Raw genomic sequence first — 23,202 nt, forward strand, 5'->3', positions numbered from 1 at the left:
ACCCGGCCACGGCGCCGCCGAGACATGGACTCCAGGATGGGCGCGGTGCTCACACCGCCGTGACGGGACCGCGGCCTGGCTGGGCAGTGGCTGGTACGCCGGGAAGCAGGAGCCCGGTGATCAGGCGCAAAATGGGGTACGTGGGTGTCCGGCGCGTATCAGTGGACCGCCTCGTGGAGCAGCCGTCGGGCCGCGGGCTGGTACTGATCCCGCTCGCGCTGATCGTCGTGATCACCGTGGTGGACGTCCACTCCCCGACCAGCATCCACCTCGGTCCTTTGCTGGTCATAGCGCCCGCGCTCACCGCCTCCGTCGCGGGGCACCGACAGACCGCTCTGGTCGGGGTGCTGGCTGTGGCCGCGCAGGCTTTGACCGCGTCCATCCACGGCGGGCTGACCACGGCCAACCACATCGCGCAGATCATCGCTCTGTCCGTACTCTCCGCCCTGGTGGTTTTCGTCCGCCTCGTACAGGAGCGGCGTGCCCGGCAGCTGAGCCGGGCGCGCTCGGTGGCCGAGACGGCACAGCGGGTTCTGCTGCGGCCTCCACCCCGCCGGATCGGGCCCTTGCGCGTGGCCTGGATGTATCTGGCCGCCGAGGACGAGACCCAGATCGGGGGCGACCTGTTCGCGGTCGCCCGCGCCGCCCACCCCTCCACCCGAGTGATCATCGGCGATGTCCGCGGCAAGGGGCTGGCTTCCATCGGAGAGGCATCGGTGGTACTGGGCGCGTTCCGCGAGGGCGCCCACCGGTATGACACCCTCCCCGAGCTCACGGCCGCGCTCGATGTGAGCGTGTGCCGCGACCTCGAGGAGGTGGCCGATACGGAGCACGATCCCGGCGAGCACTTCATCACCGCGCTCGTACTCGACATCTCCGACCAGGATCCACAGGGGGAGATGATCAACTGCGGCCATCCCCCGCCCCTGCTGCTGCACGACCACGAGGTCACGGTCCTGCACGTCCGCCGCCCCGTACCCCCGCTGGGCATGTCCGAGCTGCCCGCCTCGAGCCACCGCCCCGACCCGTTCGCCTTCGAAACCGGTGACATCCTCCTCCTCTACACCGATGGCGTCATCGAAGCCCGCTCGCCGCAAGGCGCCTTCTACCCGCTCGCCGAGCGGGTCGCTTCCTTCCCCGCCTGCAGCCCCGACGCCCTGCTCCGCCGCATCCACGACGACCTGCTCGCCCACATCGGCGACCAGCCCGCCGACGACGCCGCACTGCTGGTCATCCAGCGCACCGCCTCCCACCACCTCCACCGCCCGCACCTCATGTCCCGCTCCGCCAACGGCCACCACCGAGTCCACGGCAGCGGATCGCCCCCACCCTCAGAACGCTGACCCCCGCCCTGGTGACCGCTGTCGGCGGTTCAGGTGAGGTGGGCGAAGACCACCAGGTTCTCGGTGTAGTCCTTCACATCACGGTCGTAGTCGCCGGCGCAGGTGATCAGCCGCACCTGGGCCGAGGGGGTGTCGGCGTACACGCGCCGGTCCGGGAAGTCGTCCTTCGCGAACGTCTCGACACTGTCGACCACGAAGGAGGCCGTACGCCCGTCGGCCCTTTTCACCTTGAAGGTGTCCCCCTTCTTCAGTTCATCGAGCCCTACGAACACCGCCGGGTCCGTTTTCGTGTCGACATGCCCGGCGATGATCGAGGTACCCAACTCCCCCGGGGACACGCCGTCGGCGTGCCAGCCGACCAGGTTCACGTCGTCGGCGGGCGGAGCTTCGAGCTGGCCCGACGGGCCGATGTCGAGGTCGGTGAAAGGTGCGTCCACCGAGATCTTCGGGATGAGCAGCCGCGTCGGCTTGGACCGCGGCAGATGCCTTCCCTTCGGCCCGGCCATCGACGACGGCGGCGCGAGCGCCGCCGAGGCGCCAGGCGTATGGGAGGCGCTGGACGGCTCGTCATGGCCGCCGAAAAGACTCAGCGCAAGGATCAGGATCCCGGCGAACCACACGATCAACGGCACGCCTCGGCGAGCGCTCTGCTCGGGCGGCACCAACTCGGTCTGGGTAGGGGCAGGGGACGACAATCGGGATGCCATCGGGCACCACCTCACTGAGACACGGCAGCAGAGCGGGTACAGCAGGAAAAAAGGCAGGAAGAAAAGGAAAGAAAGGAAGCAAGCGAGCCGGGCCGCCGCCATATGTGAAGGCGGCGGCCGCGACTGCTATGTCGTCGGGCATAGGTCAGGACGCGCCGTTGACCGAGTTCTTGCGGCGCACCGCGTAGAAGCCCGTGGCGGCGACTGCCAGGGCGGCCAGGCCGCCGGCCGTGACCGCCGGGTTGGCGAGCCCACCGCCACCGGTGTGCACGCCGCCGCTGGGCTTGTCCTTGCCGTAGTCCGAGTCCTCGTCCTTGTCCTTGCCGTAGTCCGAGTCCTTGTCCTCGTCCTTGCCGTAGTCCGAGTCCGAGTCCGAGTCCTTGTCCTCGTCCTTGCTCCAGTCCGAGTCCTTGTCCTCGTCCTTGCCGTAGTCCGAGTCCTTGTCCTCGTCCTTGTCCTTGCTCCAGTCCGAGTCCTTGTCCTCGTCCTTGTCCTTGTCCTTGCTCCAGTCGTCCTCGTTCAGCGCGGTGAGGGCACCACCACCGGTGTGCACGCCACCGTTCGGCTTGTCCTTGCCGTAGTCCTTGTCCTTGCCGTAGCCGTCGTCGTCCTTGTCCTTGCCGTAGCCGTTGTCCTTGTCCCCGTCGTCGTCCTTGTCCTCGTCGTCGTCCTTGTCCTCGTCGTCGTCCTTGTCCTCGTCGTCGTCCTTGTCCTCGTCGTCGTCCTTGTCCTTGCCGTAACCGTTGTCCTTGTCCTTGGACGAGTCCGAGTCGTACTTCTTGTCCGAGTCGTCGTCGTCCTTGTCCTTGTCCTTGCTCCAGTCGTCCTCGTTCAGCACGGTGAGGGCACCACCACCGGTGTGCACGCCACCGTTCGGCTTGTCCTTGCCGTAGTCCTTGTCCTTGCCGTAGCCGTCGTCGTCCTTGTCCTTGCCGTAGCCGTTGTCCTTGTCCCCGTCGTCGTCCTTGTCCTCGTCGTCGTCCTTGTCCTTGCCGTAACCGGAGTCCTTGTCGGAGTCCTTGTCGGAATCCTTGCCGGAGTCCTTGCCGGAGGAGTCGTCCTTCTCCTTGCTGTAGGAAGAGTCGTCGTCCTTGTCCCAGTCACTCGCGGTGACGGCATAGACGCCGGGTGCGGCGATCGCGAGAGCGGCCGTAGCCGTCGCAGTAGCGAGAAGCATGCGGGCAGAGCGCATTCCTGGAGTCCTTCCGCCGCAGCCAGGCCGCTGACTCCTTGTCAGCTCGTGAGAACCCGGCCTCGACATGATTTACCGTCAGCCCGTCCCGCCCCGCGCACCACTCGAGCCGCTCAACCGGACCACTCCCGCGCGCGCCGTCATCCAACCCCCACTCGCTTCCCCGCAGCGGATCAGAGCGCTCTGAGCTGGCATTTCGCCATGGCCCAGCCGTCACAGCCCGGCCGGCGCCGCGCCTCAGGCATAACCCGATCGGTCGCAACACGACTGCACGTACGTCGCCCTTCGGCCGCACTCACATTCGCCCCCCGCCGTCTTCTTCTGCGTGTGCGGGTATTGCGGTCACTTTCGCGGGGTGGGCTTCTTCAGCGTCAGGGCGGCCGCCGCAATCACGAACAGCAGCACCGCGGCAATCATCAGGCTGACGCGCATGCCGTGCACAAAGGTCGCCTGGCTCGCGACGAGGTGGCCGAAGACCGCCACGGCCAGGGCACCGCCGAGCTGGCGGCACGTGTTGAGCACGCCGCTCGCCGTGCCGGCTCGGTTGGCCGCGACGTTGTCCAGCAGCACCGCCGTCAGCGCCGGCACGGCCAGCGCGCCACCGATGCCGACAGGGACCATCAGCAGCGCCATCACCCAAGTCGCCGTCGACCCGGGGACCACGCACAGCACCGTCAGGCCCACCGCCATGAAGAAGAGCCCGAAGGCGATCGGCACCCGTGCGCCGAACTTCTCGGCGGCCCGGGCGGCCAGCAGGTTCATGAACGCGGTCACGATGGTCATCGGCAGGAACGCGAGGCCCGCTGCCAGCGACGACAGACCGCGCAGCTCCTGGAAGTACAGGCTGAAGACGAAGACCAGGCCGTAGAAGCCGACGGTGAAGGCGAAACCGCCGAGCAGCGGGATCACGACGTTCCGAGAACGGAACATGTCCAACGGCACCATCGGGTGCTTCCCGCGTGCCTGCGCCACCACGAACACGACCAGGGCGACCACGGCCGCCACCAGCGCGACCAGCACCCGCGGCTCTCCGAAGCCGTCGGCGCCGGCCTCGATCACCCCGTACGTCAGCCCGCCCATGGCCACCACCGCGGCGATCTGCCCGATCCAGTCGAACGGCGTGTTCTGGCGCGGCGAGCGCGCGATGTGGGTGAACAGCAGCAGCACCAGAACGCCTACCGGCAGGTTGACGAAGAAGATCGCCCGCCAACTCAGTTCGGTCAGGAAACCGCCCACCACCGGTCCGGCGGCGGAGGCGACCGCGGCGCCCATCGCCCAGATCGCGATGGCGCGGGCTCGCTTGGCCGGGTCCTGGTAGGCCTCGCGGATCAGGGCCATGGACGCCGGAAGCATCACCGCCGCCCCCACGCCCTGCACCAGCCGCGCCCCGACCAGCACACCCAGGGTGGGCGCAAGGCCGCAGGCCACCGAGGCGGCGATGAACAGCGCGAACCCGGCCCCGTACGCCCGACGTGCGCCGATCCGGTCGGAGAGCGCGCCCGAGGACAGCAGCAGGGCGGCGAACATCAGCGTGTAGCCGTCCATCACCCACTGCAGGCCGGTGATGCCACCGCCGAGGTCGTCGCTGATCGATGGCAGTGCGACGTTCACGACCAGGGCGTCGAGGGTGATGACGAAGAAGCCGAGTACGGCCGCCGCCAACGCCGCACGGGCGCCGGAGGTGCTGGGGCCCGAGACCTCGCCGAGCGGTTGTCCGGCAGGCGTGGGAGGGACGGGCATGGGGAGCTCCCGCGCGAGGAGAGGGACCTTCACCGAGCTGCCAGCCTGCTGTCCGCGCTGGAACTCCGGCAGACGGGGTGTTCCGGGGAGCGACACGACCCCCACCCGTCTGTCGCGCGGGCCCCGGCCTCGCGAGACCGGAGGTCCTGACCGGTGCGGACCCTGCTCAGGGCTGGATGAGCACCTTCAGCGCCTCGCGGTCGGCCATCGCCCGGTAGCCGTCCGGCACCTCGTCCAGGCCGACCGTGCGGTCGAAGACCCGGCCCGGCTCGATGCTGCCGTCGAGGACGTCGGGCAGCAGCTCTTCGATGTAGGCGCGGGCGGGCGCCACCCCGCCGGTGAGCGTGATGTTGCGCATGAACACCTCGAACCCGATCGGACCCTGCGGATACTGCGGGGCGCCGACCCGGCTGACCGCGCCGCCGTCCCGTACCACCCCGAACGACGTCTCCAGCGCCGGCAACGTGCCGACACACTCCAGCACGGTGTGCGTACCGTCACCGCCGGTCAGTTCCCGAACCCGCTCGACGCCCTCCTCGCCGCGCTCGGCGACGACGTCGGTCGCGCCGAAGTCGCGGCCCAGGGCGGTACGGCCCTGGTGCCGGCCCATCAGGATGATCCGCTCCGCGCCCAGCCGCCTGGCGGACAGCACCGCCGACAGCCCGACCGCACCATCGCCGACCACCGTCACCGTCGTACGCGGATCGACCCCCGCCGTCACCGCACAGTGGTGCCCGGTGCAGAACACGTCCGACAGGGTCAGCAACGACGGCAGCAGCGCGGAGTCCTCGCCGACCGGCAGCTTCACCAGCGTGCCCTGCGCCTGCGGCACCCGCACCGCCTCGCCCTGACCGCCGTCCACATCGTCCGCGCCCCAGAAGCCTCCGTGCCGGCATGAGGTGTGCAGACCCTCGGCGCAGAAGTCGCAGGTGTTGTCCGCCCACACGAAGGGCGCGACCACCAGGTCACCGGACTTCAGCCCGGACACCTCCGAGCCGATGTCCTCCACCACGCCGAGAAACTCATGGCCGATGCGTTCACCGTTCTCCGTGGCCGGCCGCGCCCCGTAAGGCCACAGGTCGCTGCCGCAGATACAGGAGCGCAGCACCCGCACGACGGCGTCCGTGGGCTGCTGGATCTGCGGATCCGGCACGTCCTCGACCCGCACGTCACCGGCACCGTAAATCAGAGTTGCTCGCATGGGATCTGTCCGATCAGGTCGCCGAGTCCAGTCCGGAATGACGGGGAATCCAGGGAGCCCTCACCCCCAAAAAAAGGGGCATTCCTGGCCATTCAAAAATTATCGGCCCCGACGTCACCGCTCGCACTCCCACGCGGTTCGCCCTCAGGTCGCAGGGTCGAACCAGGTGGGTGCGTCCGACTGTGCCTGCTTGATCCGGAACAGCCCGGCCTCGTGCAGCTCCGGCAGGGCGTCCACCGCGAACCAGCCGACCTCCAGCGACTCGTCGTCGTTGACGCGCGCCTCGCCGCCGACGGCCCGGCACCGGAACGTGATGTCCATGTATTGGCAGGTGTCGCCGTTCTCGTACGTGATCGGGTCCAGGGCCTGGACGAGTACGACACGCTCGACGACGCATCGCACCGCCGTCTCCTCGAAGACCTCCCGTACGGCACAGGCCGCGGGCTGTTCTCCCGGGTCCGGGATGCCCCCGATGAGCGCCCACTTGCGGGTGTCGGAGCGCCGGCCCAGCAGCACTCTGCCCTCGTCGTCGAAGACGACGGCGGCGACTCCGGGGAGCCAGAGCAGCTGGTGGCCGGCAGAGGCCCGGATGGTGCGGATGAAGTCAGGAGTAGCCATGGTCCGACCCTAACGGCACGAGGGCGTCGCTCCGTTGAGGTCGGGGCAACGCCGTCCTAGGCGCCGCTGCCCCGACGTGCGCGGACCGCCGTCGCCACCGCCCAGCCGAGCCCGCCCGCCGCGACCAGCACCAGGAGCATCTCGGGCAGGATCCCGAGGCGCGTGGCGGGGGTCTCGGAGGAGCGCAGCGGCACCTTCTGGACCAGCGAGTCCGCCACGAACATCCCGGTCTTCTGGGTGATCTTCCCGTCCGGCATGATCACGGCGCTGACACCGCTCGTCACCGGCACGGTGACCGTGCGGCTGTGCTCCACGGCGCGGATGCGGGACATCGCGAGCTGCTGGTAGGTCATCTCGCTGCGGTCGAACGTCGCGTTGTTGCTCGGCACCGAGATGATCTGCGCGCCGTCGGTGACGGTGTCGCGCACGGCCCAGTCGAAGGCGGCCTCGTAGCAGGTGGCGAGACCGACCTGGGTGCCCGCCATGGTGAACACGCCCGGCTCGGTGCCACGGCTGAAGTCCTGGCGCACCATGGTCGTCCAGTCCTTGTTGATGGCTCCGAGCAGGGAGCGCAGCGGAAGGTACTCGCCGAACGGCTGGACCTGTCGCTTGTCGTACGTGTCCAAAGGCCCCTTGTCCGGGTCCCACAGAATCTGCTCGTTGTAGAGCTTGCCGCCCCGCTCGACGACGCCACCGACCGAGATGGGCGCCCCGATCGCCTTGGCCGCGCCGTCGATCACAGCGCGCGCGTCGGCGTTGGCGAACGGGTCGATGTCGGAGGAGTTCTCCGGCCACAGCACGAAGTCGGGCTGCGCGACCTTGCCCGCCTCGACCTCGGCGGCCAGCCGCTCGGTCTCGCGCACGTGGTAGTCGAGCACGGCGCGCCGCTGGGCGTTGAACTCGAGCCCTGCGCGCGGCACATTGCCCTGGATGAGAGCGACGGTCGCCGTCCCGTCCTCGGCCTTGTCACTCACCAGCGAACGCGCGGCGAGCGCTCCCACGACGGGGACGGCCATGCTGAGCAGCGCCACCGAGGCAGCTCCGCGCCGTACGACTCCGGTACGTCGGCCGTCGACTGCCTGGCGCACGATCTCGTACAACCCGAAGCCGCAGAGCACGACCGCGAAGCCGAGCACCGGGGTGCCCCCCAGCGCGGCCAACGGAAGGAAGACCCCGTCCGCCTGGCCGAAGGCGATCTTTCCCCAGGGGAAGCCACCGAAGGGCGCACGCGCGCGTGCCGCCTCGCCCGCTGTCCATATCGCCGCCGCCCACACCGGCCAGGCGGGCAGCCGGGAGACGAGGGTGATGCCGGCGCCGACGAGCGCGACGTACACCGCTTCCACGGCGACCAGCGCCAGCCACGGGCCGGGGCCGACCTCGACACCCGTCCACACGAGCAGCGGCAGCAGGAAGCCGAGGCCGAACAGATAGCCGAGGCCGAGGCCCGCCTTCCAGGTGCGGCCGCGCAGGGTCCAGCCGAAGACCGCGAAGGCCGGCAGGGCCAGCCACCACAGGGTGCGCGGCGGAAAGCTGACGTAGAGCAGCACCCCGGAGAGCGCCGAGGCGGCGGCCGGAGCGTATCGCCGCGCCAGTCGGACCCCACGCGATGGGGGCGCGGCCTGGGGTTCGAGCTGTTCCGGCTCGTCTACGGAGGTTGCGGTGGCGGTCACTCCGGGAGTGTACGGCGCGTGACCTGGGCGCCGACAGCGCGGTCCGCACCGTGAACCCCGACAGCAGGCCCCGACAGGCAGGGCGCTCCGTGCCACGGGGGCGGGGCAGTCCTCGGGCTACCGCTGCGCCGTATCGTTCCTGCGCAACTCATCCACAAACCGGCGCATCAGCCGTTACGGTGTGCCCGAGCCTTAGCCGTGCGGCCGGATGCGACCGCGACGGTCGGGGCCCGTCACAGGTCGGGGGGCGACGGGGTGGGGTCCACGGGGATGGTGTCCGCGGCCGGTTCAGCGGCCGCGGGCGAGAGACGAAACGTTTCGGACGCGGCGGGTGTGATCGTGCTCGGGGCCTGCGCGGTCTGGTCCTTGATCACGGCGGCCGCCCAGGGCGGGCGGCCCGAGGGCGTCCTTCTTGCGGTGCTCGCGGTCGCCGCCGGCTATGCCTCGGGCCGGATCCTGGGAGCGGTCCTGCCGGTCGCCGCCCCCTGCGCCGGCGCTCTCGCCGGCCTCGGCCTCGCGCTCGCCGCCGCGCACACCGCCCCTGGCCCGCCGACCACGGCGTCGCTCGGGAACACCGGGGCCACGGCCGCGCTGCTGGCCCTGTCGAACGGGGCGGTGTGCTGCGCGGCCTGGGCGGCACGCCCGCCGATGCTGCGTCTGGCACTGCGATTGTCGGCTGTCGCAATCGTGGTGACCGCCGCGGCCCTCGGCTCGGCCACGGGATGCGCCGCCGGCGCCGGGGTAGTGCTGTGCTCGCTCGCCGCCGAGCGCCTGCGCCGCCGCGCGCTGGGACTCGCGGGCCTCGCGCTCGGCGCGGCCCTGGTGACCGGGGCGACCTGGGCGATCGCCGGGAACGCGCTCCCCCGCGGCCTGACCGCCTCCCTGGAGGGGCTGCTCACCCAGCACCGGGTGCTGCTCTGGCACGACGCGCTCCACCTGGCCCGGCAGAGTCCGGCACTGGGCGCGGGGCCCGGGCGCTACGGGGAGCTGAGTCCGACGGTCACGCAGTCGCTGCTGCCCGGCACAAAGCCCCACTCCGCTCCGTTGCAGCAGGCTGCCGAGCAGGGTGTGGTCGGCGTGGCCCTGCTCGCCGCGGTCTTCTGCTGGGTCCTGTACGCGCTGTGGTGTTCGCCCTGTCCCACGCCGATCGCGCTCACGGCGGGCGCCGCCCTGACGGCACTGTCCACCATCGCGTCGGTGGGCAACGCGCTGAGCTTCACCACGGTGACGGCGGGCGCGGGTCTGCTCGCCGGGCTCGCGACGGCGCAGCCCTGGGCGGATGAGGAGGCGGCGGATGTCCTGGACACGGACGAGCGTCCCTGGAGCGACCGGCCGGAGGCGTGAAGCCCGCGGCCCCTAGGGCCTGTCCGGCGGATCAGGTCGGAGGGAAGCGGCGGCGCCTTGTCAGCGCAGGTGAGCGGGGTCTGGTGCGTCGAGCTGCAAGACGGAGGAGGGCGTCGACGCGATGGAGGTCCCCCTGTTCGAGCGAAGCCGAGAACTTGAGGGAGTCGGCAACCGACGACAACACCGCAGATCGGCGTGCCAGACCCCGCGTCTCCGGCTTGATCCGCCGGACAGGCCCTAGGGGCGTGTTTCGAAAGTCCCGTCCGCCCGAAGGGCGCGCCCCGCGGCGTCTGGTGCGTGCGATCGCAAGGCGCCGGAGCGCCCTATAGCGGAGCTATTCGGGCGTTTCGGTAACGCCGCGAGCGTGCGTGCCAGACGCCGCGGGGCAGGCGGGACTTTCGAAACACGCCCTAGGTCAGACCGCGGCGCCGGGAGGACCGGTCGGCCGCAGTCGGTCGCGGATGATCCGGACCGCCGCCTCCGCGTTGTCCACCGTGAACGTGAACGTGTGGCCGTCGCCGAGCTGGAGCACCACGCCCTCGCCGCGCCGGACGATGACGGCGGTGCCCTTCTCGGGACGCCAGCGGTAGCCCCAGCCGCCCCACTGCCACGGGGTGACGCGGGGCGCGAAGTCGGCGCCGACTACATGCGAGAGCGGAATACGGCGGCGCGGCAGACCGATATGGCCGCAGCGCACCTCGAGGGAGTCCTCGTCGACCTTCACGGCTACGTGCACGAAGGCGAGCGTGCCGAAAAGGATGAGCAGCCCTGCCGCGATGCAACCGACGACGGACATGGCGAGCGCGGCGACGCCCCACGTCCACTCGGAGTCGACGGCCAGCACGATGCCGAGTGCGATGCAGGCCGCCCCACCGAGCGCCGGCAGCCACTGGACCCGATTGGTCGCACTCCCGGTCCAGACATCGGGGTGCGAGGCGTCTTCGCTCTGGGGGTGGTCCCTCATACCTAAGAGACTACTCACGTTCCGCAGGGCGGGCACCAGCTTGCGGAACGTAACTGCTCCGGGTGGCGGGTGCGCGCACGGAAGGCGTTCGGTCGGTCACCGATGGTCAGCGCACGGGGCTGACCGCCCGTAGGAAGCGACCTTCCTCGTACGCCAGTGCGGTCTCGGGCAGCGCGCCCTCGTGACCACTGAGGAGCACCGTGAGGGAGCCCTCGGCAGGAGCCTCCATGTTCGGGGATTCGCCGATCCTGCGCAGCGCCTGGGCTGCGACCGCCCCGGCGGAGCCGTGCAGGACGAGCGGCGGGAGGCCTGGCTGCTGCACGGCCTCGCGGATGCGGTCGGCGAGCAGCTCGTAATGGGTGCAGCCCAGGACGACGGCCCTTACATCGTGCGGGGTGCGGGCGGCGGCCGCGGCGATCGCGGCGTCGATGGCAGTCTGGTCCGCGTGCTCCACGGCGTCGGCGAGCCCGGGGCAGGCCACCTCGGTGACGGCCACGCCGTCCGCGAACTCGCGGATGAGTCCCCGCTGGTAGGGGCTGCCGGTGGTGGCGGGCGTGGCCCAGATCGCGACGGGTCCGCCACCGGCCGCGGCCGGCTTGATCGCCGGGACCGTGCCGATGACGGGCACCTCCGGCTCCAGGCGGGCGCGCAGCGCGGGCAGGGCGCGCACGGAGGCGGTGTTGCAGGCGACGATCAGCGCGTCGGGCCGGTGCTCCGCGGCCGCCTCGGCGACGGCGAGGGCACGCTCGGTCACGTCCTCGGGCGTGCGGGGTCCCCAGGGCATGCTGTCGGGGGCCGAGGAGAGGACGAGATCTGCGTCGGGACGCAGCCGACGCACCGCGACAGCCGCCGCGAGCAGCCCGATTCCGGAGTCCATGAGCGCGATCTTCACCCGGTCACCTTAGACGATCCGCCGCGACGGGCCACCGGTGTGGGGCAGACTACGGAGCGTGAGTGCCGTCGTGTGGACCGCCGTGGGATCACTGGCCGCCTGGCTGTGGCTACTGCTCGGCCAGGGCTTTTTCTGGCGTACGGATGTGCGACTGCCGTCGCGCCGGGAGCCGGACGACTGGCCGTCCGTAGGTGTCGTCGTACCGGCGCGGGACGAGGCCGCCGTGCTGCCCGAGAGTCTGCCTTCGCTCCTCGCGCAGGACTATCCGGGGCGGGCCGAGGTCTTCCTCGTCGACGACGGCAGTTCGGACGGCACCGGGGAACTGGCCCGTGAGCTCGCTCGCAGGCACGGCGGGCTGCCGCTCACCGTGGACTCGCCCGGGGAGCCGCCCGAGGGCTGGACCGGCAAGCTCTGGGCCGTACGCCACGGAATCGGCCTGGCACGCGCGCGTGGACCCGAATATCTGCTGCTGACGGACGCGGACATCGCCCATGCTCCGGACAGCCTGCGGGAGCTGGTGGCCGCGGCGCGCACCGGTGGCTTCGACCTCGTCTCCCAGATGGCACGGCTGCGCGTGGAGAGCGTGTGGGAGCGGCTCGTCGTGCCCGCCTTCGTCTACTTCTTCGCGCAGCTCTATCCCTTCCGCCGGATCGCCGTATGGGGCTCACGCACGGCGGCCGCGGCGGGCGGCTGCGTGCTGCTGCGCACGGACGCCGTCGAGCGGTCGCGGATCCCGGACGCCATCCGGCATGCCGTCATCGACGACGTGGCGCTCGCGAGGGCGGTCAAAGGCAACGGGGGCCATATCTGGCTGGGGCTGGCCGAACGAGTCGACAGCGTGCGCCCCTATCCGCGGCTGCACGACCTGTGGCGCATGGTCTCGCGCAGCGCGTACGCCCAACTGCGGCACAATCCCCTGCTGCTCCTCGGTACGGTCCTCGGCCTCGCCGTGGTCTATCTGGTGCCGCCGGTCGCGCTCTTCGCGGGCCTCGCCACGGGGAGTGCGGGGGCCGCGGCGGCCGGGGGGCTCGCGTGGCTGCTGATGACGGCGACGTATCTGCCGATGCTGCGCTACTACCGGCAGCCGCCGTGGCTCGCTCCGTTGCTGCCGGTCACCGCGTTCATGTACCTCCTCATGACGGTCGATTCCGCGGTGCAGCACTACAGGGGACGTGGCTCGGCCTGGAAGGGCCGCACCTACGCGCGCCCGAACCCCGCCCTCGACGAGCGGTGACCGCTCACTTCCTGCCGGGGGTCCAGTTCATGCCCCATCCGTAGGCGTGGTCGACGGTGCGCTGCGGGCTCACGCCGCGCTCGGGGATCAGATACCGGGCCTCTCGCTGGACGATCAGGTCGCCGCCGTTGCTGGTGATGAGCGCGAGGGCGCAGACGGTCGAGGGCACCGTGCACTCGTCGAGCGAGAAGTCGACCGGTGCGCCGTCGCGCGGCTGGAGGGTGACCGTGGCGTGCAGGTCGGCGAACGAGCGCGCCCCTTCGTAGATGGTCACGAAGATGAGGATGCGCCGGAAGCTCTGCTTGTGGTCGAGGTTGATGGCGAGGTTCTCGCCGCTCGCCACGGATCCGGTGCGGTCGTCCCCGTCGAGGTGGATGTACGGGGGCTGGTGCAGCGCCCCGAAGGCGTTGCCGAGCGCCTGGACGACTCCCTTGCGGCCGTCGGACAGCTCGTACAGGGCGCAGAGGTCGAGGTCGAGATCCGCGTGCGTCGCGCCGGCCCGGCCCCGCTTGCTGCCCCACCCCGAGAACTGCTTGCGCGTCTGCCAGTTGAGGTTGACCCTCATGGCACCCGACGTGCCGCCCTGCTTGGCAAGCGAGACCGAGGGGGCCTCCTTGGTGAGGGTGACCTTGGAGAGGCGTACCGGCGCCGGAGGAGGCGTGGGCGGTGTCGTGTGTTGCGGCTCGTCCACGGTGATTCCGTAGTCCGTCGCGAGCCCTTCCAGCCCGCTGCTGTACCCCTGTCCGACGGCGCGGAACTTCCAGGCACCCTGGCGACGGTAGAACTCGCCCAGCACGAAGGCGGTCTCGACGGTCGCGTCCCCGCTGTCGAAGCGCGCGACCTCGGTGCCCTGCCGCGCGTCGAGCACCCGGATGTACAGACCGGGCACCTGCCCGAAGGTGCCGCCGTCCGCGGACGCGGCCAGCACCACGGTCTCGATCGCGGGCTCCACGCGCGCGAGGTCGACGAGCAGTGTGTCGGTCACCTGGCCGCCCGCGTCCCGCTTGCCCTCGTGCCGCACGGCGCCGGAGGCGTGCGCCGGCTGGTTGTAGAAGACGAAGTCGCTGTCGGAACGCACCCTCCCGGACACCAGCAACAGCGCCGAGGCATCCGCGTCGGGCACTCCACGTCCCGAACGCCAGCCCATTTCGACGCGCAGCCCGCCCGTCGGCACCGGCACATTCGAACCTTTCGGCATTGACATGTCTGCCCCCATCATGTGTCACCGCGTCAGACCGTGCCGCGGGTCGTCCCTCGATCCCGTTCTTGACAAAGCTATTCCCCCTGGCGACGGACTCCCATGGCCGACCCCGGAAGATCGCTCGTCAACCGCCGGTAACCCCCTGGGAACTCGGCCTTTACACGATCCGAACGCGGCTTGACGCCCTTTTTTGCCGAGTTCGCTCGCATTGGGGATCCCGCGTCACTGCCGACACGGAAAACAACCCTCTTATCGGTCTCCCCAACCAGCACATCGTGGGCTTAACTTATGTGCCATGACCTCCCCCCGCTCCACCTATGGCGGCGGTTACTACTCCGCGCCGTCCTTCCCGGACACCCCGATCTACGATTCCCTCGTCGCCGAGCGGGGCACTCCCCAGATCGCCCCGATCCGCGTTCCCGCCGCCTACGACACGAGTAGCAGCTATCTGCCCGCACTCCCGTCGGCGCTTCCCGCCCTGCCTGCCGGACCCTCCCAACAGGCGCCCTCGTACGGCTACCCGCAGGCCCAGCAGCCCGCACCGCTGCAGCAGGCGCCCGCGCCCTACATCCCGCAGCAGACCGCCGGCCCGCGCGGCTTCCCGGGTGGCCAGCAGCAGCCGCAGCGCCCGATGGCGGCCGGCACGGGCTACGAGGCGATGCGCCCCGCGGCTCCCCGCCCCACCCCGGCTCCCTACCAGGAGCCGTACAACGGCCAGCAGTACCGCGGCTACTGAGGCGTTCGCACCGGTTTGTCGGTGTCTGCTGGCACGATGGCGTCATGGGGAACGCGGAGCTGCACTCGATTCATGTCCATCCGGTCAAGGCGTTCCGGGGCCAGTCGCCCCGGGAAGCCGTCGTGGAGCCCTGGGGGCTGGCCGGAGACCGACGCTGGGTACTGATCGACGACGGGGGAAAGGTCGTCACCCAGCGCCAGCAAGCACGCCTGGCACTGGCCGTCGCCGAGCTGTTGCCCGGCGGCGGTGTACGTCTGTCCGCTCCCGGCCGTGAGCCGGTGACCGTGCCCGTGCCGGAGCCGATCGGCACCACGACGCTCGACGTCTTCGGTGACAAGGTGGAAGGCATCCTCGCCGGCGGCACCGCACACGCCTGGTGCAGCGACTATCTGGGGGCCCAGGTGCGCCTCGTCCACATGGACGATCCCGCCACCCGCAGACCCGTGAACCCCTCCTATGCGCGCCCGGGCGAGACCGTCAGCTTCGCCGACGGCTATCCGCTGCTGCTCACCACGCTCGCCTCGCTGGACGCGCTCAACTCCTGGATCGCTCAGGGTGATCGCGCGCATGAGGGTCCCCTCCCGATGAACCGCTTCCGGCCGAACGTGGTGGTGGCGGGCACGGCTGCCTGGGCCGAGGACGACTGGACCCGGATCGCCATCGGCGAGGTCTCCTTCCGGGTCGCCAAGATGTGCGGCCGCTGTGTCGTGACCACCACCGACCAGGGCACCGCCGAGCGCGGCAAGGAGCCCCTGCACACCCTCGGCCGCCACCGCCGCTTCGGTTCCAAGCTGGTCTTCGGGCAGAACCTGGTTCCGCAGTCCCCCGGCACGGTGCGGATCGGCGATCCGGTCACGGTCCTCGGATAGCCCGCGGGATCTCGGAAAGCCCGCGGGATCAGGGCCCTGCGGTCCGTGTGATCCCGTTGCGCGAATGGGCCCGCCCGCGGGGAACCCGGGCCCCTGGCACGGTCGTTGAGACTGTGTGAGAAGTTCATGAAAGGCCCTTGGGCAAGGTGATTTCGCTCTCTCTTCCCCGGGCTCGCGCGTGAACGGCTCCGCCGGGGGTTATCACGGACGCGGAAGGGGGTGCGGGACAGTGCGCGCTATCGGCGGACTCTGGCGCTGGCGGCACAATCCGCTGCGTCGCACGACCGATCTGGTCGAGGCCTGGCTGGCCCTGCTGGCCGTCCTGCTGATCCTTGTCGTCGCGCCCCTGATCGGCGTCGTCACCGGAGCGGTGGCCGAGGACGCACTCCAGCAGTCCGTCCGGGACCAGCGCCAGGCCCGTCACGAGGTGACGGCCACCGTGGTCAAGAAGGTGGGCCAGGCACCGCTGGACCCCGATCCCGAGGCCTCGTCGGCGCGGAGCCCGCACACCCGCGTGCTCGCCGACTGGACCGCACCGGACGGCTCCGCGCATCACGGCAAGGTGATGGCGGCCCTCAAGTCCCCGCGCCCCGGCGACCACTTCGCCCTCTGGACCGATCAGCACGGCACGATAGTCGCCCGCCCGCTGGACCCGGCCACCGCGACGACGCACGCCGTGCTGGCGGGGTTCGGCGCGACCCTGATGACCGCGGGGCTCCTGGAAGGCAGTCGGCGTCTGATCGTCTGGCGCATGGTCCGTCGCCGGTACGCCCGTTGGGATCAGGCATGGGACAAGGCAGGCCCGGACTGGGGCAGGACCGGCACCGGCAGCTGACCGCCTTCCGGCTCCGGTCAACCGGCCGTCCCCACGCACGCTACGGTGGACCGGCCGAACTGTTCGGCACCGTCGTGAGAGGCTGTCCGTGATCCCGACGGGCTTTCACGACGGCCTCGCAGGACCCGCGTACGACGAGGTGGGGGCACAACAGCGCCATGGCACAGGGCACGGTCCAGGTGACGCACACCGGCACCTCGCGGTGGCGGCGCCGCACGGGTGAGTACGCATCGCTGGCCGCCGCCCTGGAGGCGGCGAGCGACGGCGATGTGCTCACCGTCGCTCCCGGCACCTACCGGGAAAACCTCGTGGTCCAGCGCGCGGTGACGCTGCGCGGCCCCGAGGGCTCCCCCGGCTCCGTGCGCATCGCGCCGGTGGACGGAGTGCCGTTGACCCTGCGCGCCTCCGCCGTGGTCCAGGACCTCCATGTGGAGGGCCAGGACTCGGCCGCGCCCGCACTGCTCGTCGAGGACGGCACGCCAGAGTTGCTGGACCTACGCATCGTCACGCGGTCCGCGGCCGGGATCGAGGTGCGCGGCGGCGCGCGCCCGACCGCGCGCCGCTGCACAGTTGACAATCCGGCCGGCGTCGGCATCGCCGTACTGGACGGCGCCGGCGGTGTGTTCGAGGAGTGCGAAGTCGTCGCGGCCGGGCAGTCGGGCGTCGCGGTCCGCGGCGGCGGCCATCCCCGCCTGGAGCGCTGCCGGGTGCACCACGCCTCCGGCGCGGGCCTGTCCGCGATGGGCGAGAACTCGTCGCTGGAAGCGGTCGGCTGCGAGGTGTACGAGATCAAGGGCTCCGGGGTGCAGATCACCGCGCGAGCCACGGCTCATCTCACCGACTGCGATGTGCACCGTACGACCGCGGACGGCGTCACGCTGGACACGGACGCCGTGCTCACGCTCGCCGACTGCCGCATCCACGACATCCCGGAGAACGCGGTCGACCTGCGCTCCCGCTCGGTCCTCACCCTGACCCGCACGAGCGTGCGGCAGTTCGGGCGCAACGGCCTGTCGGTCTGGGACCCGGGCACCCGCGTGGACGCCAACCAGTGCGAGATCTTCGACAGCACGGGCGACTACCCCGCGGTCTGGGTCAGCGACGGCGCGACCGCGGTGCTGGAGTCCTGCCGGGTGCACGACGTGCCGGACGCCCTCTTCGTCCTCGACCGCGGTTCACGCGTGGACGTCGTCGACAGCGACCTCTCCCAGGTGCGGAACACGGCCGTCTCGGTGAGCGACGGCGCGACCGCGCAGCTCGACGACTGCCGCATCCGGGACGCCGCGACCGGCGCCTGGTTCCGCGACCACGGCAGCGGTGGAACGCTGTCCGGCTGCACCGTGGACGGCACACAGACCGGCGTGATCGTCACCAAGGGCGCCGACCCCACCATCGAGCGCTGCACGGTCGACTCGCCCGCGGAGGCGGGTTTCTACGTCTCGGCGGGTGGCCGCGGCACCTTCCACCACTGCCGGGTGACGGGCAGCGGGGGCTACGGCTTCCATGTCATCGACGGCTGCCGGGCGACGCTGAAGAAGTGCCGTACGGAGCGATGCTCGCGCGGGGGTTACGAGTTCGCCGACGGCGGCAGTGCGCCCGGCGCGGGGCAAGGTCCCGTCGTCGAGGACTGCACGAGCGACGAGAGCACCGGCCTGCGGCCCCCGGCGCACGAAACGGCCGTACAGACGTCGAGCCCCTCCCCGAGCCTGCTGGGCGCGGTCCCCGGTCAGCGCAGCACCGAGCAGGAGCCGCTCGTCACCGCCCCCGAACCCGTAGAGCCGGCCCGCCCGTCGAAGGCCGTCCTCGGTGAACTCGACGCGCTGGTGGGCCTGGAGAGCGTCAAGCGCGAGGTGCGAGCCCTCACCGACATGATCGAGGTGGGCCGCCGCAGGCAGCAGGCAGGGCTCAAGGCGGCGTCCGCCCGGCGCCATCTGGTCTTCACGGGGTCTCCCGGCACCGGCAAGACGACGGTCGCCCGGCTGTACGGCGAGATCCTCGCCTCGCTCGGCGTCCTGGAGAAGGGCCATCTCGTCGAGGTGTCCCGGGTGGATCTGGTCGGCGAGCACATCGGGTCCACAGCCATCCGCACCCAGGAGGCGTTCGACCGGGCCCGCGGCGGTGTGCTGTTCATCGACGAGGCGTACGCGCTGTCGCCGGAGGACTCGGGCCGCGACTTCGGCCGCGAGGCCATCGACACCCTCGTGAAGCTGATGGAGGACCACCGGGAGGCGGTCGTTGTGATCGTCGCGGGCTACACGGCCGAGATGGAGCGATTCCTCACGGTCAACCCCGGTGTGGCGTCCCGCTTCTCACGGACCATCACCTTCAGCGACTACCTCCCCGAGGAACTGCTGCGGATCGTGGAGCAGCAGGCCGAGGAGCACGAGTACAGCCTGGCACCCGGCGCGTCCGAGGCGCTGCTGAAGTACTTCACGGCCATCCCCAAGGGGCCGGCGTTCGGCAACGGCCGCACCGCGCGGCAGACCTTCGAGGCGATGGTCGAGCGGCACGCGGGGCGGGTCGCCCAGCTCGACGAGCCGAGCACGGACGACCTCACCCTCCTCTACCCGGAGGATCTGCCGGAGCTGCCCTGAGGGGCACCGTCGTCCTGTGCACGCGGGGCCGGGACCTCCGGTGCCAGCCGCGCCAGCAACCGTCCGCGCTCCTCTGCGAACGCCGGGTCCGCCTGGTAGTCGGAGTGTCCGAGGATCGGCGCGGGCAGCGGGTGCTGTTCCGTGCGTCCATGGGCCAGCGGATCCTTCAGGGGTTCACGGTCGACCTGGGGACCGCAGTCGCCGGGCAGCCGTACGGGGCCGCCGATGGGGTCGGTGAGGCGGAACAGGTTGCGCCAGCAGTCGACCTCGCGGTGCAGGGAGGTGAGGGCGACCGGGCCGAAGTGGGCCGGGAACCAGCGTCCGTAGAGCCGTTCCAGCGGTGAGCCGTAGGTGAGCAGCGCGACCCGCTTGCGTACCGACGTCGGCAACTGCCAGGCCGCGGCGGCCGCCAGCACACTGCCCTGGGAGTGGCCGGAGAGCACGAGCCGCCCACCGGTGGCACGGGTCCAGGTGACCATGCGCCAGGTCAGGTCGGGCACGGCGCGCTCGGCATAGCAGGGCGGCGCGAAGGGGTGGGCGGCGCGCGGCCAGAAGGTGCCGACGTCCCAGAGGATGCCGATGGTCCGGCGGGCCGCGGGGTCCTTGTAGGCGCGGCGTCCCCAGGTGACGAGCAGGATGAAGCCGAGGCCGATCAGCCAGGACCCGAGCGCCTGCGCGGTTTCGGCGGTGCCTTGGACGACGACGTACGACCCTCGCGCGGCCTCGGCCGGAGTGTCCCCCGTCGTCAGGGCGCCCACCAGGGCCGCGGTGCCGAGAAGCAGGGTCACGGACGAGGTGATCCCGAGCATGAGAGGCGCCCGGTCGGTGAGGGTGGCCATCGCGCGCGTGCTCGCGATGCGGCGGGTGCGGGCGGGGTCCTTGGGCTCTCCCTTGTAGTCGAGTTCGTCGTCGAACTCGTAGTCGCGTTCCACCGACCCCACCTCCCGGCTCCGCAGCTGCCAGGTGCGCCGGGCCAGCACGCCGCAGAGGCCGAGGAGCACGATGAGTGTCGGCGGAATCACGGACGCCTGCCAGGTCAGCAGGACAGGCGGGCCCGGCAGCGAGCCGCGGGTGCCGTCGAGCCAGTCGGCGACGCGCTGGGCCACCCCGCCGGACATCACTCCGCCAAGTGCGCAGGCCAGCATCGCCACGGCGGGTCCGCCCAGACCGCGCATGGCGGTACGCGATTCGGGACGGGTGCGGTAGAGCACGCGCGCCACCACGCCGAGCGCGATGACAAGCACACCCTGGACCAGGGCGAGCCCGCCGAAGGTCATGTCGCCGGGCAGCCGCCCCTCCGATTGCCAGCCGGGCCGCGACCATCCCGCGTACGCCAGGGTCAGGACCAGCAGGACGAGCGAGCTCGTGGGCAGCCGTCCCACCAGGGCCGCATCCAGTTCCCGGTCCAGCCGGCGCTCGCTGCGCCCGCGGCGGCAGACCACCCACAGCACAACGGCCACGCCCACGACGAGGGTTGCGTTCAGGAGCAGGCCGAGACTGTCGAGCACTGCCGAGTCCGCGGCCTCGCGGTCGTACCGGGCCGCCGGGCCGCCGACCGCCGCGGTGACCGTCAGCAGAGCCGCGGCGGTGTGCGCGGCGCGCAGCCGGGCCACCAGGCGGCGCCCGTACCAGAAGCCGGGCCTGCCGAGCCCGGTGCGGCCGGCCTCCTCGTCGGGCTCAGCCCCGCGGGACAGCGGCCGCTGGGACTCGTACGCGCTCCAGGTGCGGTGCGACAGGTACCACAGCAGGCCCGTGAGCCCCGCGGGCACCAGGCTGGCCAGGGCCAGCCTGCGGCCGGGCTGACTCCACCAGCCGTTGCCGGACATGTCCGGCGAGAGGAAGCCCAGCCAGGAGTGTTCCTCCCCGCACGCGCGCGTGCCCGCGCACTGCCAGGCGGCCAGGTCGAGGGCGACCTCGCAGGCGGCCGCGACCAGCAGCACCGTCAGGGTGAGCCCGGTCAGGCGCACGAGCAGGCCGTACAGGCGCACCGTCCGCTGCCGGCCGCGGGTGGCGGGGCGCATCCAGTGGGCGAGGTTGACGACCATGAAGGGCAGCAGCAACAACCACAGGGCACGGGTGCCGTTGCCGGACGTGAGATTGCACCACACGTAGGCCTCGGGCACCGGTTTGCCCCGGTAGTCCTCGGGGCGCCGCTCCGCATCGGCGTCGTCGAGGCGCCGGTGGACGGCTGCCGTGTCGTCGCCGCTGATCCGGACCGTCCGCGGATCGTCCAGCATCTCCTCGGGTGTGGTGCCGCCGACTCCATGGACCAGGAGTTCGAGGGCGGTATCGGCCGCTTCGGGCCGCTGCGCGGGGCCGCTGAGATCTCCCGCCGAGGCATGTTCCACTGTTTTGCACTTCCCCCGTGCCGCGCGTATCGCCTGTCTCCTGTGCAGGCACAAGGATCTCCGCTCAGGGGTGCCCGCACACCTGTGGTCACGGAATCTCCCCGATACGCGTGACAGTGACGCAACGGTTGGGGCTCGGTGTGCGTACGGGGAGTGGCGCGAGTGTCGGCGGCCCGTGCGAGGATGGGGCCTCCTCCAGACCTCGGACAAGGAGAATGTCCACGTGGGAGCGGGTGCGGACGGAGTGTCGGGTGGCGTGGGGCGAAAGGACCGGAGCGGACGTGAGTGAGAATCAGAACCTCCTCGCGGAGCAGCGCCGCGCACTGATCCTCGACGAGGTGCGGCGCCGGGGTGGCGTCCGGGTGAACGAGCTGACCCGCAAACTCGGTGTCTCCGACATGACGGTCCGTCGTGACCTCGACGCCCTCGCCCGTCAGGGCATGGTGGAGAAGGTGCACGGCGGCGCGGTGCCGGTGGTGGAGGCGAGCACGCACGAGCCGGGCTTCGAGGCCAAGTCGGGGCTGGAGCTGACCGCCAAGGAGGACATCGCGCGCGCCGCCGCCGAACTGGTCGCACCGGGCACGGCGATCGCGCTCTCGGGCGGTACGACGACATACGCACTGGCCCATCGGCTCGTGGACGTGCCGGACCTGACCGTGGTCACCAACTCGGTGCGCGTGGCCGACGTCTTCCACACGGCGCAGCGTGTCTCCGGTCAGCGGCAGGGCGCGGCCACGGTCGTCCTGACGGGCGGAGTGCGCACCCCGTCCGACTCCCTGGTCGGCCCCGTGGCCGACCAGGCCATCGAATCGCTCCACTTCGACGTGCTGTTCCTGGGAGTGCACGGAATATCGGTCGAGGCGGGTCTGTCGACGCCGAACCTGGCGGAGGCCGAGACCAACCGGCGACTGGTGCAGTCCGCGCGGCGGGTCGTCGTGGTCGCCGACCACACCAAGTGGGGCACGGTGGGCCTGAGTTCGTTCGCCGCACTGGAGCAGGTCGACACCCTGGTCACCGACGCCGGGCTGCCGGCCGCGGCCCGCGCGGAGATCTCCGAACACCTGAGGCGCCTGGTGGTGGCCGGTGAACCCGGGGACGATACAGACATCTGACGGTCCGCCAGCTATGGTGACGCTGCCCGTGCGGCACCCGCGTCGCGGGCGCGTTCCGGTCCTCGTCGGCTTCCGCCCGGGGCTCCGTCACCACAAGGGGGTTCGCCCATGGCACACCGTCTGCGCCCGGTGGGACTCGACTTCGCCGAGACCGCTCCTGTACGTCTGGTGTTCGCCCGCGAGGTGACCGCTCCACCCGAGGCGGTCTTCCGGGCGCTGGCCGAGGATGTACCCGGCTGGGCCTCGTGGTTCCCGGCGGTGACACTCGCCCGGCCGAGCGGGGACGGCAGCGGGCGCGAGGTCCGGCTCAGGGGCGGCACGCGTTTCCAGGAGACGGTCCTCGCGGCGCAGGCTGCCGAGGTGTACGCGTACCGGGTGGACGTCACGAACGCGCCCGGAGTCCGTGCCCTGGTCGAGGAGTGGCGGCTGACGCCGGCCGGGAAAGGCACCCGGATCCAGTGGACCTTCGCGGCGGACGGCTCAGCCCCTTTCCGACTGGCCCTGAAACTGGGCCGGGCGGGCCTGGGACGCGCCTTCCGCGACGCGGTCCGGGCACTGGACCGACGGCTGGCGTCGACGCACGCGTGACGTCACCGTCCACG

19 protein-coding genes are annotated in these 23,202 nt (G+C 71.2%); 9 read left to right on the forward strand and 10 right to left on the reverse strand.

Annotated features, from left to right (window positions below):
- The first annotated feature begins 131 nt into the window (after positions 1-131).
- Positions 132-1,343, forward strand: a complete 1,212-nt coding sequence (locus AB0D57_RS21295) for a PP2C family protein-serine/threonine phosphatase (RefSeq protein ID WP_362075015.1) — start codon at positions 132-134, stop codon at positions 1,341-1,343.
- 29 nt (positions 1,344-1,372) lie between these two features.
- Here the strand turns inward: AB0D57_RS21295 and AB0D57_RS21300 are convergent, their stop codons facing one another.
- The 6 genes from AB0D57_RS21300 to lnt all read right to left on the reverse strand — a co-directional run bounded on the left by AB0D57_RS21300 (position 1,373) and on the right by lnt (position 8,471).
- On the reverse strand, positions 1,373-2,050 hold the full coding sequence (locus tag AB0D57_RS21300) for a class F sortase (RefSeq protein WP_362074918.1): 678 nt from the start codon (positions 2,048-2,050) through the stop codon (positions 1,373-1,375).
- Positions 2,051-2,195: 145 nt separating this feature from the next.
- On the reverse strand, positions 2,196-3,227 hold the full coding sequence (locus AB0D57_RS21305; protein ID WP_362074921.1) for a hypothetical protein: 1,032 nt from the start codon (positions 3,225-3,227) through the stop codon (positions 2,196-2,198).
- Positions 3,228-3,584: 357 nt separating this feature from the next.
- Positions 3,585-4,982 (reverse strand): MFS transporter, encoded by a 1,398-nt coding sequence (locus tag AB0D57_RS21310; RefSeq protein ID WP_362074924.1) that lies wholly within the window; start codon positions 4,980-4,982, stop codon positions 3,585-3,587.
- Positions 4,983-5,148: 166 nt separating this feature from the next.
- Positions 5,149-6,183, reverse strand: coding sequence for a zinc-dependent alcohol dehydrogenase family protein (locus AB0D57_RS21315; RefSeq protein WP_362074927.1), 1,035 nt, complete (start codon positions 6,181-6,183; stop codon positions 5,149-5,151).
- A 144-nt stretch (positions 6,184-6,327) separates the two neighbouring features.
- Positions 6,328-6,801 carry an NUDIX domain-containing protein gene (locus AB0D57_RS21320; RefSeq protein ID WP_362074930.1) on the reverse strand — a complete coding sequence of 158 codons (474 nt, stop codon included), beginning with the start codon at positions 6,799-6,801 and terminating at the stop codon, positions 6,328-6,330.
- 56 nt (positions 6,802-6,857) lie between these two features.
- Positions 6,858-8,471, reverse strand: a complete 1,614-nt coding sequence (gene lnt / locus AB0D57_RS21325; RefSeq protein ID WP_362074933.1) for an apolipoprotein N-acyltransferase — start codon at positions 8,469-8,471, stop codon at positions 6,858-6,860.
- Positions 8,472-8,741: 270 nt separating this feature from the next.
- Between lnt and AB0D57_RS21330 the strand changes: the two genes are divergently transcribed.
- Positions 8,742-9,815: an O-antigen ligase family protein gene (locus AB0D57_RS21330; RefSeq protein ID WP_362075018.1), complete on the forward strand. Its 1,074-nt coding sequence runs from the start codon at positions 8,742-8,744 to the stop codon at positions 9,813-9,815.
- A gap of 415 nt (positions 9,816-10,230) precedes the next feature.
- Here AB0D57_RS21330 and AB0D57_RS21335 read toward each other — a convergent pair whose 3' ends face one another.
- The gene (locus tag AB0D57_RS21335) at positions 10,231-10,779 is read right to left on the reverse strand and encodes a hypothetical protein (RefSeq protein ID WP_362074936.1); all 549 of its coding nucleotides are present in this window, start codon (positions 10,777-10,779) and stop codon (positions 10,231-10,233) included.
- Positions 10,780-10,885: 106 nt separating this feature from the next.
- Positions 10,886-11,671 (reverse strand): aspartate/glutamate racemase family protein, encoded by a 786-nt coding sequence (locus AB0D57_RS21340; protein WP_362074939.1) that lies wholly within the window; start codon positions 11,669-11,671, stop codon positions 10,886-10,888.
- Positions 11,672-11,729: 58 nt separating this feature from the next.
- Here AB0D57_RS21340 and AB0D57_RS21345 point away from each other — a divergent pair, with 58 nt between their 5' ends.
- Positions 11,730-12,905: a glycosyltransferase gene (locus AB0D57_RS21345; RefSeq protein ID WP_362074942.1), complete on the forward strand. Its 1,176-nt coding sequence runs from the start codon at positions 11,730-11,732 to the stop codon at positions 12,903-12,905.
- Between the two features lie 4 nt (positions 12,906-12,909).
- Here AB0D57_RS21345 and AB0D57_RS21350 read toward each other — a convergent pair whose 3' ends face one another.
- Positions 12,910-14,103: a TerD family protein gene (locus AB0D57_RS21350; RefSeq protein ID WP_362075021.1), complete on the reverse strand. Its 1,194-nt coding sequence runs from the start codon at positions 14,101-14,103 to the stop codon at positions 12,910-12,912.
- Positions 14,104-14,401: 298 nt separating this feature from the next.
- Between AB0D57_RS21350 and AB0D57_RS21355 the strand changes: the two genes are divergently transcribed.
- The 4 genes from AB0D57_RS21355 to AB0D57_RS21370 all read left to right on the forward strand — a co-directional run bounded on the left by AB0D57_RS21355 (position 14,402) and on the right by AB0D57_RS21370 (position 19,140).
- Entirely contained in the window at positions 14,402-14,842 is a 441-nt protein-coding gene (locus AB0D57_RS21355; RefSeq protein WP_362074945.1) for a DUF6643 family protein, read from the forward strand.
- A 44-nt stretch (positions 14,843-14,886) separates the two neighbouring features.
- Positions 14,887-15,711: an MOSC N-terminal beta barrel domain-containing protein gene (locus tag AB0D57_RS21360; protein WP_362074948.1), complete on the forward strand. Its 825-nt coding sequence runs from the start codon at positions 14,887-14,889 to the stop codon at positions 15,709-15,711.
- 229 nt (positions 15,712-15,940) lie between these two features.
- Entirely contained in the window at positions 15,941-16,546 is a 606-nt protein-coding gene (locus AB0D57_RS21365) for a hypothetical protein (RefSeq protein ID WP_362074951.1), read from the forward strand.
- Between the two features lie 158 nt (positions 16,547-16,704).
- A complete protein-coding gene (locus AB0D57_RS21370; RefSeq protein WP_362074954.1) occupies positions 16,705-19,140 on the forward strand; it encodes a right-handed parallel beta-helix repeat-containing protein in 2,436 nt (811 codons plus the stop codon).
- Here AB0D57_RS21370 and AB0D57_RS21375 read toward each other — a convergent pair.
- The gene (locus AB0D57_RS21375; RefSeq protein ID WP_362075024.1) at positions 19,110-21,377 is read right to left on the reverse strand and encodes a hypothetical protein; all 2,268 of its coding nucleotides are present in this window, start codon (positions 21,375-21,377) and stop codon (positions 19,110-19,112) included. The two genes, AB0D57_RS21370 and AB0D57_RS21375, sit on opposite strands and share 31 nt — an antisense overlap.
- A 392-nt stretch (positions 21,378-21,769) precedes the next feature.
- Between AB0D57_RS21375 and AB0D57_RS21380 the strand changes: the two genes are divergently transcribed.
- Together AB0D57_RS21380 and AB0D57_RS21385 are read left to right on the forward strand one after the other, a co-directional pair.
- Positions 21,770-22,600, forward strand: coding sequence for a DeoR/GlpR family DNA-binding transcription regulator (locus AB0D57_RS21380; protein WP_362074957.1), 831 nt, complete (start codon positions 21,770-21,772; stop codon positions 22,598-22,600).
- A 108-nt stretch (positions 22,601-22,708) separates the two neighbouring features.
- The gene (locus tag AB0D57_RS21385) at positions 22,709-23,188 is read left to right on the forward strand and encodes an SRPBCC family protein (RefSeq protein WP_362074960.1); all 480 of its coding nucleotides are present in this window, start codon (positions 22,709-22,711) and stop codon (positions 23,186-23,188) included.
- Positions 23,189-23,202 lie beyond the last annotated feature (14 nt).

The organism is Streptomyces sp. NPDC048275 (genome assembly GCF_040652275.1).
Classification (GTDB): domain Bacteria; phylum Actinomycetota; class Actinomycetes; order Streptomycetales; family Streptomycetaceae; genus Streptomyces.